The organism is Ochrobactrum sp. WV_118_8 (assembly GCF_039631535.1).
Taxonomy (GTDB): domain Bacteria; phylum Pseudomonadota; class Alphaproteobacteria; order Rhizobiales; family Rhizobiaceae; genus Brucella; species Brucella anthropi.
On record NZ_JBDIUZ010000002.1, the window covers coordinates 521,265 to 538,965 of the forward strand.

A 17,701-nucleotide genomic window follows, 5' to 3' on the forward strand; every position below is an offset into this window, starting at 1 on the left:
GTTCCTCCCATGACCCACGCTTCCGTCGCCGCACCGCTTCCGGCGGCCCCGATCATCCCTGCCGTCGATACCGGCTCCGCCATCCATCAGGCCGGGCTTCTCCTTCTCCCCTATCTCGAGCGCGGCCAGCGCGTCGACGCCGCCACGCTGCGCGGCGCGATGGAAACCGCCTTCGGCGCGTCCGACGCAACCGGCGCCTGGAACTGGAAGACCGCCTATGAGGCCTGTGAGGCCGCGATCGTCCTCTTCTTGCGCAAATACGGAAAGGCACTTTTCCGCAAAGCCGGTTCTCAGGCGGCCAGCCTGCCGCTGCTGACGAAGATCGCCGGGCTTCTCCCCACCCACACGCGCCGCTCGGAAGAAAGCCAGACCTTCCAGCAGTTCTCGACGCCGATCCCGCTCGGACTGATCGCAGCGACGGCCGCCGCCATCACGCCCTCCGACCGCATTCTGGAACCCTCCGCAGGCACCGGCCTGCTCGCCATCCTGGCCGAGATCGCCGGCGGATCGCTCGTCCTCAACGAGCTGGCCGACACCCGCGCCGACCTTCTCTCCCACCTCTTTCCGGCCATTGCTCTCAGCCGTTTCGATGCGGCACAGATCCACGATCATCTCGACCCCGCGCTCGTTCCGACCGTCGTGCTGATGAACCCGCCATTCTCGGTGATGGCCAATGTCTCCGGCCGCATGGCAGAGGCCGCCTATCGTCACGTCGCCTCGGCGCTGGCGCGTCTGGCTGACGGCGGGCGGCTGGTGACAATCACCGGATCGAGTTTCGCACCCGACACGCCGGCCTGGCGCGACGCCTTCATCCGGCTTCAGGAACACGGCCGCGTGGTGTTCACCGCCTCCATCGACGGCTCCGTCTATGCCAAGCATGGCACCACCATCGACACGCGCCTGACGGTCATCGACAAATTGCCCGCCGACGACCCGGCCGCGTTTCCGGCTTCGCCGGGGATCGCGCCCGATGTCGCCACACTGATCGGCTGGATCGCGGAGCATGTGCCCACGCGCCTGCCGTTTGATGCCTCCGTCGCCGTTCCTGCCGCCACAACCGCCGATGCACCGCGCTCGGTTCGCGGCTATCTGGCACGCGCAGCCGCTTCCAGCCCCGCTCGCAGCCTCTCCGAACCGGAAGGCGTCGAACTCGCCTACGAGACCCTCGACTGGACCGCTGCCGAGGACGGCCGGATCACCGATGCGATTTATGAAGAATACGGATTGCAGGCAATCCGTATTCCCGGATCTCAGGCCCATCCCACCAAACTGGTGCAGTCGGCGGCCATGTCCAGCGTCGCGCCGCCGAAGCCGAGCTATCGTCCACGCCTCCCGGCCAGCATCGCCGCCGATGGCATCCTGTCCGACGCCCAGCTCGAAACCGTCATCTATGCCGGCGAGGCCCATGCCGACTTCCTCGCCGGATCATGGACGCTGGACGAGACCTTCGATCTCGTCTCCGCAGCAGCCGAAGATGCCGCAAACGCCGTGCGCTTCCGTCGCGGTTTTATGCTTGGCGACGGCACCGGCGCCGGTAAAGGTCGACAATCGGCGGGGATCATCCTCGACAACTGGATGCAGGGCCGCCGCAAGGCCGTCTGGATCTCCAAGTCCGACAAGCTCCTGGAAGACGCGCAACGAGACTGGTCGGCGCTCGGCATGGAGCGCCTGCTGGTCACGCCTTTGTCACGCTTCCCGCAGGGCAAGAACATTCGGCTACCGGAAGGCATCCTGTTTACGACCTATGCCACGCTACGCTCCGACGAGCGCGGGGAGAAGGTTTCGCGCGTCCGGCAAATCGTCGAATGGTTGGGCTCCGACTTCGATGGAGTGATCATTTTCGACGAAAGCCACGCCATGCAGAACGCCGCAGGCGGCAAGGTAGAACGTGGTGATGTCGCCGCGTCGCAGCAGGGTCGCGCCGGGCTTCGCCTCCAGCACGCCCTGCCGAACGCGCGCGTCGTCTATGTCTCCGCGACCGGCGCGACCACCGTCCACAATCTCGCCTATGCCCAGCGGCTCGGCCTTTGGGGCGGCGAGGACTTCCCGTTCTCGACTAGGGCGGAATTCGTCGAGGCCATCGAAGCAGGCGGCGTTGCCGCCATGGAGGTTCTCGCCCGCGATCTTCGGGCGCTCGGTCTCTACACGGCCCGCTCGCTCTCCTACGATGGCGTCGAATACGAGCTGGTTGAGCACCAGCTCACGCCGGAACAGACCCGCATATACGACGCTTATGCTGGCGCCTTCGCCGTCATCCATAACAATCTCGACGCCGCGATGCAGGCCGCCAACATCACCGGCGGCGACAGCGGTTCCGGCACCCTGAACCGGCAGGCCAAGTCCGCCGCCCGCTCGGCCTTTGAATCCGCCAAGCAGCGGTTCTTCGGCCATCTGCTCACCAGCATGAAGACGCCGACGCTGATCCGTTCGATCGAACGCGATCTGGCGGACGGCCATGCCGCCGTGATCCAGATCGTGTCAACGGGCGAGGCCCTGATGGAACGCAGGCTGGCCGAGCTGCCGACCGAGGAGTGGAACGACGTCCGCGTGGACATCACTCCGAGGGAATACGTCCTGGACTACCTTGCCCATTCCTTCCCGGTGCAGCTCTACGAACCCTTCACCGACAGCGAGGGCAATATGTCGTCGCGTCCGGTCTTTCGCGATGGCCAGCCCGTCGAGAGCCGCGAAGCCGTCGCCCGCCGCGACCGGCTGATCGAGAAGCTGGCCTCCCTGCCTCCCGTCCCGGGCGCGCTCGACCAGATCGTCCAGCGCTTCGGAACCGACATCGTGGCCGAAGTGACGGGGCGTTCGCGGCGGATCGTCCGAAGGGCTAGCCCCGGCGGTGTCGATCGCCTCGCCGTCGAGAACCGTGCCGCATCCGCCAACCTGGCGGAAACCGCCGCTTTCATGGACGACCAGAAACACATCCTGATCTTCTCGGACGCGGGCGGCACAGGTCGAAGCTACCACGCCGATCTCAACGCGAGGAACCAGCGGCTGCGTGTCCATTATCTCCTCGAACCCGGCTGGAAGGCCGACGCCGCGATTCAGGGGTTGGGCCGCACCAACCGGACCAATCAGGCGCAACCGCCACTGTTCCGGCCGATCTCGACCGACGTGAAGGCGGAAAAGCGGTTCCTCTCGACGATCGCCCGCCGCCTCGACACGCTGGGCGCGATCACGCGCGGCCAGCGCCAGACCGGCGGTCAGGGCCTGTTCCGGCCCGAGGACAATCTGGAATCGCATTATGCCCGCGACGCTCTGCGCCAGCTCTATCTCCTGCTGGTGCGTGGCAAGGTCGAAGGCTGCTCGCTCCAGATGTTCGAGGACGCCACCGGCCTCAAGCTGATGGACGACACCGGCATCAAGGACGAGCTGCCGCCAATCACCACCTTCCTCAACCGCCTGCTGGCGCTGACCATCGACCTGCAGGGCGTCCTGTTCACGGCCTTCGAGCAATTGCTGAACGCCAAGATCGAGGGTGCCATCGCGTCCGGCAGCTATGATGTCGGGCTGGAAACGCTGCGGGCGGAAAGCTTCGTCGTCACCGACCGCCAGACCATCCATGTCCATCCCGGCACCGGCGCCGAGGCCCGCTTGCTCACCATCACGCAGCGCGAGCGCAACCGTCCGGTCACGCTCACCGAGGCGCTCGACCTGGCTGCCGATCCTCGGGCGAAGCTGCTGATCAATGAACGGTCGGGCCGCGCCGCCGTCCAGATCCCGACCACCAGCGTCATGCTGGACGACGGCGAGATTGAACGGCGCGTCCGGCTGATCCGGCCGATGGAGGCGCATAACATTCCGGTCAAGATGATGGGCGAGACCCATTGGATCGAGGTAGACCAGACCGTGTTCGCATCGGCCTGGAACGCCGAGATCGCGGAGGTTCCTGAGTTCGTCGACAGCACCATCCACGTCGTCAGCGGCCTCCTGCTGCCGATCTGGAAGCGCCTGCCGAATGACTCGACGCGGGTGTACCGGCTCCAGACCGATGACGGTGAGCGCATCGTCGGCCGCCGCGTCTCGCCCGCCTGGGTCGCGGGTGCCATGGCCACCGGTACATCGACACTGACGCCGGACGACGCCTTCGTGGCGCTGGTGGACGGCAAGACCATCCTAGATCTCACCGAGGGGCTTCAGCTTCGGCGCAGCCGCGTCATGGGCGCCAACCGCATCGAACTGTCGGGCTTCACCGACGTCATGCGCGACCGACTTCACGCCTATGGGCTGTTCCACGAGATCATCTCGTGGAAGCTGCGGATGTTCATCCCCACAGATGCATCCGGCCCGGCCATCCTCGCCAAGGTGCTGGAACGCTATCCCGTTCAGCGCATCGGCGAACGGGAGGCCGCATAGATGGCTCGCCATGACGCCTCCGAACTTGCACACCGCCTCGGCCGAGAGGCCGAGGCGGTGTGCAAACACTATCTGTCGAACGGCCATCGCGCCGGGCGATACTGGGTGGTCGGCAATGCGCAGAACAGTCCGGGCCGTTCGATGTTCGTGCGACTGACCGGTCCGGAATCGGGCAAGGGTGCCGCGGGCAAATACACTGACGCCGCAACCGGCGAACATGGCGATCTGCTCGACATCATCCGTGAGAGCTGCGGCCTCGTCGACTTCAAGGACGTTGCCGAAGAAGCCCGTTCCTTCCTTAGCCTGCCAAGGCACGAGCCTGATCCCGCTCCCAAACCCCGTTCGGGGACGGCACCGACCGGATCGCCGGAAGCAGCACGGCGTCTGTTTGCGATGGCACAGCCGATTTCCCGGACAGTCGTGGAAACGCACTTACGGAAACGTGCGATTACGGCTTTGCACGATACCGGAAGCCTCCGCTTCCACCCCCGCTGCTACTATCGGCCCGAAGGCGGCGGACCGACCGAGACATGGCCCGCGATGATCGCTGCCGTCACCGACCTTGGCGGCATCCAGACCGGCGCGCATCGCACCTGGCTCCTGCCCGATGGCAGCGAGAAAGCCCCTGTCGAAACACCTCGGCGGGCGATGGGCAATCTCTTGGGGCACGGCGTCCGCTTCGGTATGGCGCAGGACGTCCTGGCGGCCGGCGAAGGGATCGAAACCGTGCTATCGGCACGCTCAGGTCTTCCCAATATGCCGATGTTGGCGGCGCTCTCTGCCGCTCACCTTGCCGCCATCCTGTTCCCCACGACGCTGCGGAGGCTCTATATCGTGCGCGATTCCGATCCGGCAGGCGATGGCGCGCGAGACAGCCTGGTCGAACGGGCGAGAAGCGTCGGGATCGAGGCGGTTGTCCTGTCATCAATGCTCGGAGACTTCAATGAGGATTTGCGCCAGCTCGGCATCGATGCTCTGCGCGCGGCCTTGCGAGTTCAGGTCGCGCCTGAAGACGTCGACCGTTTTCTGGCAGCGTGAGAACGCGTCGGTGGTGCCGGGGTTAAGGCCTACGGCCGCCCGAAACCTGCCGTATCCGGTCAGGATGTCCGCTCAATGGTCGCAAGAGCCGCAGCCCACGGCCTTCTGAGAGGGCGATCGGCCGTCAAACGGGCCGGAAAGGCAATGGCGGCGCCCGGCTATTTTCCGCCGGCGGGCAAGCCCGCCTTTGCAGCGCGAAGCAAAATAGCCTGACTTTGCCATCAGGCCCATCGCTGCGCTCCGGGTGCCAGTCCGGCCCGCTCGACGGCTTTCGTCGCCACGAAGGCCGCGATGGGCGCGGTCGATCCGACAAGGGCGAACACCATGATGACCGACTACGATGACGCAGGCTTCGAGCCGCCGCACACCTCATCCCCTACCGATCACATCCTCACCGAACTCCAACTCTACGGCTACCGTCCGTTTCAGGATGAACCCGACCCAAGGCCGCTTCCCGAAGGCAATGCCGTCGCCGGCGCCGTCGCCGACATCTTCGACGCCCTGATCGTCACCCTCGGCGACACCCGCCTCGAACCCGACCTTGACGAGCTTCTCTGGTCGACCGTCAATCTCTTCCACCGCGCCACCGCCCGGATCGAACGCGAACTCGACGATAACGAGCAGGCACAACGTCGCGGCCAGAGGGAACAGGACGGCTCGGAGGTGAAATCGGTCGAGCTGGAGCGCTTGACGGCAGAGGGGCAGACCTTCCTTGAGCGGCGCAACAGCATGGAACTCTTCCGCGACGTCGCCGCCGAGCAATTCGAGCGCCACACCGGATCGGCCTGGCGGCCGCGCTCCGGATCGATGGTCAACCATCGCAACCTGACCTCAGCAATGATCGACAGCCGGGACTTCCTCGCCGCCAAGCGCCGGGCTGAAACCGAGGTGATGCTGCCAGCCGGTCCCAAGGTCGCCTTCACGGGCGGTCTCGACTTCAACGATCACCGCATGATTTGGGTCAAGCTCGATCAGGTCCACGCCAAGCACCCCGATATGGTGCTGCTGCACGGGGGATCACCGAAGGGCGCCGAGCTGATCGCGGCAAAATGGGCCGACAATCGCAAAGTTCCGCAGGTTGCCTTCAAGCCCGACTGGACGAAGCATGCGAAGGCTGCGCCATTCAAGCGCAACGACGCCATGCTCAACGTCCTGCCCGTGGGCGTCATGGTCTTTGCCGGTACGGGTATTCAGGAGAACCTCGCGGACAAGGCCCGCAAGCTTGGTATTCCGGTCATGAAGTTCGACGGCGGCGCGTAAAGCGCCGCCTGTCATCAAGCGCCTCGTTTGACCGCAACGCCGCCGGTCATCGAGGCCAGATTAGCCGACGGTCTTTATCATCGTCGTCGTAGACCGAAATCCGAATACAGGTTTCAGAGCGCTCATCGAAACGTGGGATCGCGCCTCGAAGCCTCGCGACTGATAGAGAACCCGCGCCCTGGGGTTCTCGTCGATCACGTCCAGGCGAACCTGCTTCAATCCGTTCGCCACGGCACGACGCTCTATCGCTTCGAGCAACGCCGACCCGACACCAAGGCTGCGAGCTTCCGGACGCACAAAGATTCCGTCCATCAACAGCGTGCCGGGCTCGCACTTTCGTTCCAGAATGCCAATCAGCCAGCCTCGAGCGACACTGCCGAGCCAGCCATAGACCTTGGCCATTTCCTCCAAACCACCACCGACAAAGGCGCCAGCCGGTGTCTTGAAGCCAGCAACGCCCAGAAAGGCACCGTCCCGTGAAACCGCACTGATGGCATGGTCGGCGTCGAAAACCCGTTCAAGAAAGACAAGGGCCTTGTTCTCTGGGCCTAGCGGATAGCGGAGTTTACGCGAGAAGGCCTCCCAGTAGCCCGCCGCGGCAATCGCTCGGTGCTCTGTCCGGAGGCCATCTCTGATGGTGTAGCTCGCGCCGGAATCGCCAGCATTGATCATCGCCTTCTCCATATCGCTACATCACAAAGATAAGCGCGCTTTTCGGCATTTCCATAAAAACGTCTTGGTGGATGTAACAAAGCGCTAGAATTATATTCTGTCGTCCTCTGATTTGCGGAAATCACGAATTGATAGCAGCCGGGCGCTTTCCGTTTCAGGCTCTGCGAGCCGCTCGAACGCCAAGTAAATACCCAAACTTCTCGGGTCAGACAGTCACCGACATTCCGGTGAAGCAAGCACTAGCACTTGACGGCGACCTACTGATCTGGCTCAACTAGCGACTTATTGAAGCAACGGTAATTGGCATAGTCGCAGGCGGAGCGTATCCTCGGGTAGCCTGTCGTGATCACTCAATCGATCATGTGGAGGTTTCCATGACGCTGATCCTGCTCGCCATCTCCCTCTCGATCGCGCTCTGCGTGATTGCCTTCAATTTTGCTATCTACGCCTTGCCATTTATGGTCGGGCTCACGGCATTTCAGCATGTCTATGGAACAGGAGGCGGTTTCCTGATGTCGGGCTTCGCAGCCACCGTCGCCGCGCTGCTCTCAATCGGATTAGTCATCGCCGTTCTGGCCTTCGCGAAAAATCCGGCCCTGCGGCTCGTCGCGCTTGCGATCTTCGCCGTCCCTGCCGCCATCGCTGGCTACGCGCTCGTTTACGGCATCACCAAGAATGCGATCGACTCGACCATCGCCCTCAACTTGCTTGGTGGCGCGGGCGGCCTGTTCATCGGTATTGCGGCCATGCTGAACCTCAATGCCATCGGGGAAAGCGCCCTTTCACGCTGATCTCCAACTTGAGCAGGCACAAGCTCTCCAGGGACCAGCCCCAACGGCAATGGCCGCCGGGCTCTCCGGCTCCCGTTCAAAGCCGAACCGCATAATTTTCCGTCGAAGCTGCCTGTCGCATCAGATGGTCTTCTCGGCCCGCAGACGACAACTCGGTCGACGCCAATCTGTGAGGCGACAGCATCGTCAGGCTGTTTGTCGCCATGTTCGTGGCGGGCTGCGGTGGCGATCCAGAACCTCTCCCGTTGCCCATATCCTCCGTGCAGCCGGTAGCGTCAATGATGCAGTCCTTCTGCCACACCAATGCCAGCCTCTGTCTCCGGGAACCATGCCCTCCGTAAGAAGAGACACGGCGCGAAAAGCATCGTGTGGAACTTCTCCCCAGTAACGCAGGTCAGATACTGGTCACGCCACCAGATTGCCGGGAAACACGAAGGTTCTGCACATTGCTCCGAGGCAAGCTTCGCCGAAGGACATATCCCTCCGACTGACTGATCCCCTAAGCCCGTTCTGTTTCCACCAGCAACCCCCGCAGCTCCGTACCGAGTTGGCGCAAAGCGCCTGCCCGCACCACTCCGGGCCTTGGGGGTCAAGTCTCCGCTGAAGCGTCGATGCCAGAGTCTCCCGACGGGACTTGGCCGGGTCTCGTCGGAGGGACGGTCCCTCGGACGGAAGCAACGGAGCACTAAAATGCAGAACATCGTCATTCTCGCCGGCAACATCGGTCAGACCCCAGAAACCCGCTCGACCCAGGGCGGCACCAAGATCACCCACTTCACCCTCGCCACCTCGCGTCCCCGCTACTCCGAAGGCAAGGTCGTCCGCGACGAAAACGGCCACCGGGTTCAGGACACCGAATGGCACCGCATCACCGCATTCAACGGCCTCGGCAAGACCATCGACGAACATTGCAGCACGGGAATGAAGGTTCTGGTCCGCGGCCGCATCCATTACACCAAATGGACCGACCAACAGGGCGTCGATCGCTACGGCTGCGAAATCATCGCCGAGACAGTAGACTTCCTTAGCCGGGTGAAGCAGACCGAAAACAGCGAAGGCAAGTTCATTGACGACGAGGACATCCCGTTCTGAGCGGGAGCCGGAGAGCCCGGCGGCAAGAGCCGCCGGGCTTCTTTTTTACCTCGTATTGCGCTGTTGCCGCGAACGAATCACTCCCTGCACATTCCCGGACTTTGCTGCGCAGAACAGCGATTTCAGGTCGCCTTTCTGGAAAACTACGACTATAATAGCCGTAGTTCTGGCGTGAAGGACTGAGCTGGTGGGAGGTGATCATGCATGATCACCGCCCGACAAACACGGGCCGCGCGCGCATTGCTCGGCTGGACGCAGGAGATGCTCGCGGACAAGGCCAAAGTATCGCTGACCGCGCTTAAGCGCATGGAGTCGGCGATAGGAATGCGCGTGTTCGAAAGCACCAGCGATCAGATACGCAGGGCGCTCGAAGCCGAAGGCATTGTCTTCATAAATTCGGGGCGCAACGAAGGAGTGATGATTGTCGATGGGCAGGAATCTGCGAAACGTGGCTAGCTTTGATTGCCGTCGTCTTACTGGCGCCGCAGAGACCTTTTTTTGCGTCACATTATCGTGATACCAATCCAATTCAAATATCAACCTAAATAAAGAGCACAGCAGCGCTCTCGATGACGAAACTCGATTATATCGATCAAGCCCCTGAAGGCCCAGCGCTCACCGAGTATGACCGCCAGCACATTAAACTCTATATGCGACTCCTCGATGCCGAGAACGACGGCGCCTCCTGGCAGGAAGCCGTCGAAATCCTCTTTCAAATCTGCCCTGACAGCGAACCCGAGCGGGCACGTCGTGTTCATGACAGCCACCTCGCTCGCGCTCACTGGATGACCCAGCACGGCTACCGCCAGTTACGCCGTGGGTTGCCGAATTAGCTGGGGCCGTTGCCGCAACGACAACACCTGTTGCTCTTTCCTGATCTATGCAGGCTCTCTAATCCCCGCAATCAATTCCGGCAGACGTGTATTCAGTCAGTACGGGAAGTTGTTAATGGTACCCGATACAAGAGAATGGCGGACATCAACGCAATATGACTTCATGGACGAGGTCGATGCCAACAATCTTGCATGGGAGTGCTTGCGCCGTAGCCCCCTCTATCAGAAGGACTTCCTAGCGTCTGTCGGTTCAGCAAAGCAACCTCATGAGGTTGCACGCATTTCTTCCGGGTGGGGGTTGCGATTTCCTTGCGCGGCCCAGCCTAACCGGTCTCCAACAAAACGTCTTCTGGACGGCTGAAACCAACACTAGCGCCCTGCATATTGGGCCATCGCCAGAGATGGTCCTTACCGATCCGCGTTTTTCGTCGGATCTGCATCCTTCAAGTTCACAGCCTGCTATCGACGGACTGCACTTGTCTTACGAAGCCGGCACAGGACACATACATCTGATCCTGCTTGATAGCCTTCAGCCCGGCCAACCGATCAGCGCCCACGTTCCCCTTGATGCCGTAGGCCTCGACAGGATCGACGCTCTGTCTCGACTATGGCGAAAGCTACACGGCCACAAGGTGCCACCCGACACCCGGATGACCGCTCAGCAGCGCCGCCGACTGAAAAACATGCTGCGCGCCGTCGATGGTCGCATGAACCACGCCGACTATCGCGAAATTGCCGAAGTCATTTTCGGAGTCGAACGGGTCGCGGCCGAACCTTGGAAAACATCCGCTTTACGCGACGCGGTCCTTGATCTGGTCAAGGATGGCTTCGCCATGATCAATGGCGGATATCGCAAGCTCTTACGCCACCGCCGCCGCAACTGACCTTTATCACGACCCGGGGTGTGCGATTTTGGCCACCTCAAGTTCGCACTCCCCCCAGCCAATTGTTCTCCGCCATCGTGGCCCTCGTCCACCGCCGAACACCGGCGGCTCCAGAGAACCCCACGGAGGCCACCATGAAATCCGATCTTGCGACACTCCCGCCCCGCTTCCTTCGCACCAAGGAAGCCGCCGAGTTTCTCAGTCTCTCAGCTCGCACGCTGGAAAAGCATCGCACCTACGGAACGGGGCCCTCCTATCGCAAGTTAGGCGGTCGCGTCGTTTACGCCATTGATGAGCTGCAGGCCTGGGCCGGGCGCGGTGCCGTCACGTCGACGTCCGATCCACGCGGCAGCGTCCTTCCGGCCAAGCGCCATGAGACCACGCCGGCAGTCCATGCCAGCCGTCACGCCCGCTGATCCACGCGGTTCCCCTCATCATGACGGCGCGACATCGCCCATCCCCGGAGCGCGGACAGCTCGATCTGTTTCACGCACTCCCCGGCGACTTCGCTCCAAGAGACGCGCAGGATCTCATGGCCTATCCGTTTTTCTCCCTCTCAAAATCTCACCGAATCGCGCCAATCGATTTCGTCGCCGGTAGCGTTTCGATCCGGGTCGAAGCCGTTCCCGATCATGGCATGGCCACGATCTGGGATGCGGACATCCTGATCTGGGCCGCGAGCCAGATCGTTGAAGCCCGCGACAAGGGCCTGCGCACCTCGCGCCTCATGGCGGCCACACCCTACGAAATCCTCAATTTTATCGGTCGTGGCGTCTCGCTTCGCGATTACCAGCGCCTGAAGGCAGCGCTGGATCGCTTGCAATCCACGACGGTCGCGACATCGATCCGCCAGCTGACCGAAGGGCGCCGCCATCGCTTCTCCTGGATCAACGAATGGCAGGAGCGCACCGACCGCTACGGCAAGCCCGCGGGCCTCGAACTGATCGTGCCTGACTGGTTCTATCGCGCAGTTCTCGACGACGCGCTCGTCCTCACGATCGACCGCACCTATTTCGATCTCACCGGCGGCCTTGACCGCTGGCTCTACCGCATCGTGCGCAAACATGGCGGGCATCAGCGCAATGGCTGGCGCTTCGACTTCCGACATCTCCATCAGAAGTCGGGCAGCCTGTCGCCATTCAAGCGCTTCGCCTTCGAGCTGCGCGACATCATCCGGCGCCAGCCATTGCCTGGCTACACGCTCTTCCTTGAGGCCGAAATCGGCGGTCGCAATCTGCTCGCCTTTGAGCCGTCACCGCCCTGTGGACAATCTGTGGATAGCCTCGTGCTATCAGGAACCCGACGTGTCGTGCTATCGGGAACCGGGGGCTCGTGCTATCGGGAACCCAAAACGGGCATAACCTACGACAATAAAACACAAAATCCGGCCCTTAACTTAGAGTCTAACCAAGAATCTAACTCTGAAGAGCGCGCGCGCGATGTGGAAAACATCGCTGACCGGCCTGAAAAAGCCAATAAATCAGTCCGAGAAAACTCCACCTCTGCTCCGGCTTTCCTTGAAGCCGGCCTTCTTGACCGGTCTTCTTCCGACAACCTGAAACTCTCCTTTGGCAAAGAGCCGGGAGGGGCGGAATGATTGTCGCGCTCCTCAATCAGAAAGGCGGCGTTGGAAAGACGACGCTCGCTCTACATCTCGCCGGTCAATGGGCGGCCAAAGGCAAGCGCGTCACCCTGATCGATGCCGATCCGCAGGGGTCGGCACTAGACTGGTCACAGCAGCGCTCACGCGAGGGCCTGCCACGCCTGTTTGGCATTGTAGGTCTTGCGCGTGACACGCTGCACCGGGAAGCGCCCGAGCTGGCCCGTGATGTCGATCATGTCATCATCGACGGTCCGCCCCGTGTCGCCGGGTTGATGCGCTCTGCTCTCCTCGCCGCCGATCTTGTGCTGATCCCGGTGCAACCATCGCCGCTCGACGGATGGGCTTCAGCCGAGATGCTGGCGCTTCTGAACGAGGCGCGCATCTATCGCCCGCAGCTGGTCGCCCGCTTCGTCCTCAACCGCTGCGGCGCCCGCACCGTCATCGCCCGTGAGACGGCCGAGACGCTTGCGGATCACGATCCGCCCTTGCTGACTTCGACCGTCGGCCAGCGTGTCGCCTTCGCCGACATGGCGCAGTCTGGCCGCCTGGTCATCGAAGCCAACCATGACAGCACGGCCGCCCGCGAGATCGCAGCCCTCGCCGCCGAAGTGCGGAGGTTGGCGCCATGACCGGCCAGCCCCGCAAGCGTAGCTTTGCAGCGCGTCCTGCTGATCCGGAAAGCTGGATCAAGTCGCTGGAAGCGACGCCGTCTCTACCGTCTCGCGACGCTGGCTTTACCGCCCGACTGACCATCGACATCACGCCCGAGCTGCGCGGGCGCATCAAGATCACCGCATTCGAGCGCGGTACAACCGTCACGGAAATGCTGCGCGATCTGCTCGCGCGCGAATTCCCGCCACCTTCAGGAGATCCTTCATGACCGGCACTGCGGCCTCCCGCATGCGCGGCAGCGCAGTGCCGTTGCCCGTATCACCAGACCACCTGACCCACGTCGAACTGACGTGGATCGAAAAGAAGATCGAATACTGGATCAGGTTCGGCCAGCATACGCGCGAAACAATCCTTGATCGTCGTCGTCGTATCCTTTCGTTTCAGCCAGACACGATCTTCGCGTTCGTCCGCTGGGCTTCGAACGACTTCGGCACGATCATTTCGCGCATCGACATCGTGCGCGCAATTGCACCCGGTGAGGCCTATCAGACACTGCCCTTCGTGCGTCCCGGCGGCGACATTCTGCTGAAGATCGAAGGCTGGCCAAAAGTCGAGACTGTGCTGCACCTGGTCGACGCCATCGAGGCGATGGGCATCGCCCCTGCCGATGCAGCGCCCGACTATTGGCGGCACGTCCACAACCGCCTGACCGCCGGCCATCAACCGCGCGCTTACAGCCACGACCAGCATCGGGCCTGGTTGAAGCGCCGGAGGATCGCTCCATGACCCGCTTCGGCTACGTCATGACGACGTATTTCTCCGTGCTCGCCGTTGCTGGGCTGTCGTTCGTATCCAACGGGCCGAAGCTAATTTGGAACGCATCCGCCAGCGCGCCGATCGGCTTCTATACCGTCGAACCGGCCGATGGCCTCGATGTGACCGAACTGGTTGCGGTCGATGCGCCCGAACCGCTCGCCACCTTCCTGACAGATGGCGGCTATCTGCCGCGCGGAACGCCACTCCTGAAGCGCGTTCTGGGCCTGCCCGGACAGACCGTGTGCCGCATGAATCTCCTCATCACGGTCGATGACGTGGAGATGGGAACGGCGCTCGAACACGACCGCATTGGCCGACCACTGCCCGTCTGGCAGGGCTGCCGCGTGATCGCGGACAGCGAGATTTTCCTGATGAACTGGGAGGTGCCCGACAGCCTCGACGGTCGGTATTTCGGCTCGATTCCTTCCAGTTCGATCATCGGTCGCGCGGTTCCGCTGTGGACCGACAATGACGGCGAAGGCCGCTTCGAATGGCGGACGCCAACGCGGTGAGCGTCACGCCTTCGGCGCGCGTAACGCCCGCCGATCCCATCCCCACCGCACGATGAAAGGACATCGCCATGCCGCAAATCGGCGAATTCACGCGCGAAGAATTTGGTTTCACGGGCCGCATTCATACGCTCACCCTCTACCGTGAAATCACCATTCTCCCTGTCGAACCCTCGGAAGTGGAGAACGCACCGAACTACCGGGTCCACCATGGCGCTGACGACAATGCGCCAGAGATCGGGGCGGCCTGGACGGAGACCAGCGAGAAGGCCGGCGAGTATCTATCGCTGCTCATCGATGATCCGACCTTCCCACAGCCGATCCGCGCGCGCCTGTTCCAGAACGGCGCGGATGCAACCTCATGGTCCCTACACTGGAACCGTCCGCAAAAGCGCGGCGAACGGGAATAGATCATGCGAATCCTTCGTCCGAACCCCGTACCACTGATGTTAGCCTGGCGGCCTCGCGCTGCCCGGCGCATCATCCCTCTTCTCCTTTCCGGCCTCTGCCTTTCTGCAACGCCGTCGGTCGAGGTGCAGGCGCAAAGCGCCCCGCACATCAGGTCCTCAGTCGCCGATCCGCATGCCGGTTTCGTTACCGAAGCTTCGCAGCGTTTCGGCATCCCCGAGCACTGGATACGCGCCGTTCGCCGCGTCGAAAGCGCCGGCGATGTGCGCGCAATATCGTCTGCGGGCGCGATGGGCCTGATGCAGGTCATGCCTGATACCTGGGCGGAGCTGCGTATCCGTTATGGCCTCGGCCGTGACCCATACGATCCCCGCGACAACATCCTCGCAGGCACCGCTTATCTGCGCGAAATGCACGATCGCTACGGTTCGCCGGGATTTCTGGCGGCCTATAATGCCGGTCCCGGACGCTACGATGAATACCTCGCAGGCCGTCGCCTTCCGGCGGAAACCCGCGCCTATGTCGCGACCCTCGCGCCCCTTGTCGGTGGCGGTGAACTTGCACCGGCGACGCGAGGAAAAACCGTCGTCGCCACCTCCAATCCGAACGCATGGCGCCAAGCACCGCTCTTCGTCACGCCGTCTTTCAGCACTTCGGATGCAAGGCAACCGTCGCAAGCCGAGCACTCCAACGGCATGGCCGCTGCGCAGGCCGGGCACGCTGACCCCGCCGATGCACTGCAATCTGGCGACCTGTTTGTCGCTCGGCCCGGTGATGGAGACCGGCCATGAAGAGTCTCGTGGTCTGGCGCAGCGTGGCGTGGTCTGGAGAGGGCTGTGTGGAATTGGGGGGAGAGCAGGAAGGAACGACAGAAGGACGGCGAGATAAAAGGCCATGCCCGAAACTCTGTAAGTCTCTGACGAGACTGGCGTTTTTTCGTGCATGGCGGTCGGTCGCGTGCATGCTGCACGGTTTTTTCAAGCAATTTCAAGACCCCTTTATGCACGCCTCCTGCTTTTGGCTTGCGAGAGCTGCGTCATGAGCGAGGGCGACAGCGAATTCCGCGTCCGTCCTGGGCGCATCAAGAGCCCCCGTGCCGGCAAGCCAAAGAGCTTCATCAACCAGGTGCTGCGCGCCGCGAAGAAGTCTGGGCATGTCGCTTCGCCGTCGGCCTCCGGCAAGCGCGCTTCCGGTTATGGCCGCTCGACTTTCGGCCGCGGCCGCGGCAGCTTCAGCCGCAACCGTCTGTTCAGCTCTTCCCGCCGTGTCGTAGTGAAGGCCCGCGTCGTCCGCCATCAAGGCAAGTCGTTTCGCTCGGCGCCCCTGTCAGCCCACCTCTCCTACCTCAAGCGCGAGGGCGTGAGCCGGGACGGAGAGAAAGGCGTGATGTTTGACGCCGAGAACGAGCGCGCTGACGATCTCGCCTTCTCTGATCGGTGCAAAGACGACCGGCACCATTTCCGCTTCATCATCTCGCCTGAAGACGCGGCCGACATGACCGATCTGCGCGAGTTCACCCGTGACCTTGCGCGGCAGATGGAATCCGACCTCGGCACCAAACTCGACTGGGCGGCCGTCGATCACTGGAACACCGACAATCCCCACGTCCATCTTATCGTGCGCGGTGTCGACCAGACCGGCGCCGATCTGGTGATCTCACGCGATTATATCAGCCGCGGCCTGCGCTCCCGCGCCGAGGATCTGGTCTCCATCGAACTCGGCCCCAAACCCGAGCACGAGATCCGCAGCGCGCTGGAAAAGGAAGTCACGGCAGAACGCTGGACCCGCCTCGATGTCGAGATCCGCCTCGCCGCCGACGAAACCGGCTTGATCGATCTGCGGCCGGAGGCGCCCGGCGTGTCCGATCCATCGTTACGCCGTCTCATGGTCGGGCGACTTCAGCATCTGGAGAAGATGGGCCTCGCCGCGCCCGCCAGTCCCGGCGAATGGATGGTAGGCCTCGAGGCGGAAAAATCCCTGCGCGATCTCGGCATGCGCGGCGACATCATCAAAACCATGCACCGTGCCTTCACAGAGCGCGGACAGGATCGCGGTTTCACCGACTATGTGATCGATGGCACGGCAGGCTCGCCCGTCATGGGCCGGCTCGTGGATCGCGGCCTGCACGACGAACTCACCGGCGAAGCCTACGCCGTCATCGATGCCACCGACGGCCGCGCCCATCATGTACGCTTCCGCGGCATCGAGGCCTTCGAGCATTCCCCTGCCATCGGCGGCATCGTGGAAGTCAGGCGCTTCGGCGGCCCCGATGATGACCGCCCGACACTTGTGCTCGCCAACAGATCCGATCTCGACCTCAACCGGCAAATCACCGCGCCCGGCGCCACCTGGCTCGATCATCGCCTGGTCGAACGCGAGCCAATGCCCATGTCCGCCGGCGGCTTCGGAAGCGAGGTCCGCGAGGCGATGCAGGCACGCGCTGAGCATCTGGCCGAGGAAGGCCTCGCCCGCCGCCAAGATCAGCGTATCATCCTGCAGCGCGATCTTCTCAATACCCTGCGCCAGCGCGAGCTAGATGCCGTTGGGGCAAAGTTGGCCACCGAAACCGGGCTCGCCTTCCAGAAAGCGCAGGCCGGCGAGCACGTCACCGGCATCTACCGCCAGCGGCTCGCCCTCTCCTCCGGCCGCTTCGCCATGATCGACAACGGACTTGGCTTCCAGCTCGTCCCCTGGACCCCGCCGCTGGAAAAGAAACTCGGCCAGCACATCGTCGGCGTCGCCAAAAGCGGCGGAGGGATCGACTGGAGCCTCGGCCGCCAGCGCGCGCTTGGCCTGTGACCCTCAACCCCAACAGACAAGG

General features: G+C 62.8%; 19 protein-coding genes. 18 read left to right on the top strand and 1 reads right to left on the bottom strand.

The window, feature by feature from the left end:
* Positions 1-9 precede the first annotated feature (9 nt).
* From ABDF71_RS16530 to ABDF71_RS16540, 3 genes are all read left to right on the top strand, one after another.
* Positions 10-4,362, top strand: coding sequence for a strawberry notch family protein (locus ABDF71_RS16530; protein WP_062425014.1), 4,353 nt, complete (start codon positions 10-12; stop codon positions 4,360-4,362).
* Positions 4,363-5,400, top strand: coding sequence for a DUF7146 domain-containing protein (locus ABDF71_RS16535; RefSeq protein WP_062425015.1), 1,038 nt, complete (start codon positions 4,363-4,365; stop codon positions 5,398-5,400).
* A gap of 324 nt (positions 5,401-5,724) precedes the next feature.
* Positions 5,725-6,660 (top strand): DUF2493 domain-containing protein, encoded by a 936-nt coding sequence (locus ABDF71_RS16540; RefSeq protein WP_062425060.1) that lies wholly within the window; start codon positions 5,725-5,727, stop codon positions 6,658-6,660.
* 60 nt (positions 6,661-6,720) lie between these two features.
* Here ABDF71_RS16540 and ABDF71_RS16545 read toward each other — a convergent pair whose 3' ends face one another.
* Positions 6,721-7,332 (bottom strand): GNAT family N-acetyltransferase, encoded by a 612-nt coding sequence (locus tag ABDF71_RS16545; protein ID WP_062425061.1) that lies wholly within the window; start codon positions 7,330-7,332, stop codon positions 6,721-6,723.
* 374 nt (positions 7,333-7,706) lie between these two features.
* Here ABDF71_RS16545 and ABDF71_RS16550 point away from each other — a divergent pair, with 374 nt between their 5' ends.
* From ABDF71_RS16550 to ABDF71_RS16620, 15 genes are all read left to right on the top strand, one after another.
* Positions 7,707-8,123, top strand: coding sequence for a hypothetical protein (locus ABDF71_RS16550; protein ID WP_062425016.1), 417 nt, complete (start codon positions 7,707-7,709; stop codon positions 8,121-8,123).
* Between the two features lie 690 nt (positions 8,124-8,813).
* Positions 8,814-9,215, top strand: coding sequence for a single-stranded DNA-binding protein (locus ABDF71_RS16555; RefSeq protein ID WP_062425017.1), 402 nt, complete (start codon positions 8,814-8,816; stop codon positions 9,213-9,215).
* Between the two features lie 204 nt (positions 9,216-9,419).
* Positions 9,420-9,671 carry a helix-turn-helix domain-containing protein gene (locus ABDF71_RS16560; RefSeq protein WP_062425018.1) on the top strand — a complete coding sequence of 84 codons (252 nt, stop codon included), beginning with the start codon at positions 9,420-9,422 and terminating at the stop codon, positions 9,669-9,671.
* Positions 9,672-9,784: 113 nt separating this feature from the next.
* A complete protein-coding gene (locus tag ABDF71_RS16565; RefSeq protein WP_062425019.1) occupies positions 9,785-10,048 on the top strand; it encodes a DNA -binding domain-containing protein in 264 nt (87 codons plus the stop codon).
* Positions 10,049-10,163: 115 nt separating this feature from the next.
* A complete protein-coding gene (locus tag ABDF71_RS16570; RefSeq protein WP_225244829.1) occupies positions 10,164-10,409 on the top strand; it encodes a transcriptional regulator domain-containing protein in 246 nt (81 codons plus the stop codon).
* Positions 10,410-10,524: 115 nt separating this feature from the next.
* Positions 10,525-10,932, top strand: coding sequence for a DUF2285 domain-containing protein (locus ABDF71_RS16575; RefSeq protein ID WP_235972491.1), 408 nt, complete (start codon positions 10,525-10,527; stop codon positions 10,930-10,932).
* A 134-nt stretch (positions 10,933-11,066) separates the two neighbouring features.
* Complete coding sequence (locus ABDF71_RS16580) at positions 11,067-11,348, top strand: helix-turn-helix transcriptional regulator (protein ID WP_062425021.1); 282 nt, start codon at positions 11,067-11,069, stop codon at positions 11,346-11,348.
* A gap of 20 nt (positions 11,349-11,368) precedes the next feature.
* A complete protein-coding gene (locus ABDF71_RS16585; RefSeq protein WP_082546386.1) occupies positions 11,369-12,529 on the top strand; it encodes a replication initiator protein A in 1,161 nt (386 codons plus the stop codon).
* On the top strand, positions 12,526-13,164 hold the full coding sequence (parA, locus tag ABDF71_RS16590) for a ParA family partition ATPase (RefSeq protein WP_062425023.1): 639 nt from the start codon (positions 12,526-12,528) through the stop codon (positions 13,162-13,164). Before ABDF71_RS16585 ends, parA begins: the two co-directional genes overlap by 4 nt.
* Complete coding sequence (locus ABDF71_RS16595) at positions 13,161-13,415, top strand: hypothetical protein (RefSeq protein WP_062425024.1); 255 nt, start codon at positions 13,161-13,163, stop codon at positions 13,413-13,415. Before parA ends, ABDF71_RS16595 begins: the two co-directional genes overlap by 4 nt.
* A complete protein-coding gene (locus ABDF71_RS16600; RefSeq protein WP_062425025.1) occupies positions 13,412-13,933 on the top strand; it encodes a DUF2840 domain-containing protein in 522 nt (173 codons plus the stop codon). The genes ABDF71_RS16595 and ABDF71_RS16600 overlap by 4 nt, the downstream gene beginning before the upstream one ends.
* Positions 13,930-14,475, top strand: a complete 546-nt coding sequence (locus ABDF71_RS16605) for a S26 family signal peptidase (protein ID WP_062425026.1) — start codon at positions 13,930-13,932, stop codon at positions 14,473-14,475. The genes ABDF71_RS16600 and ABDF71_RS16605 overlap by 4 nt, the downstream gene beginning before the upstream one ends.
* A 68-nt stretch (positions 14,476-14,543) precedes the next feature.
* Positions 14,544-14,882 carry a DUF736 domain-containing protein gene (locus ABDF71_RS16610; RefSeq protein WP_062425027.1) on the top strand — a complete coding sequence of 113 codons (339 nt, stop codon included), beginning with the start codon at positions 14,544-14,546 and terminating at the stop codon, positions 14,880-14,882.
* A 3-nt stretch (positions 14,883-14,885) separates the two neighbouring features.
* On the top strand, positions 14,886-15,671 hold the full coding sequence (locus ABDF71_RS16615; protein WP_062425028.1) for a lytic transglycosylase domain-containing protein: 786 nt from the start codon (positions 14,886-14,888) through the stop codon (positions 15,669-15,671).
* A 247-nt stretch (positions 15,672-15,918) separates the two neighbouring features.
* Entirely contained in the window at positions 15,919-17,679 is a 1,761-nt protein-coding gene (locus ABDF71_RS16620; protein WP_062425029.1) for a relaxase/mobilization nuclease domain-containing protein, read from the top strand.
* Positions 17,680-17,701 lie beyond the last annotated feature (22 nt).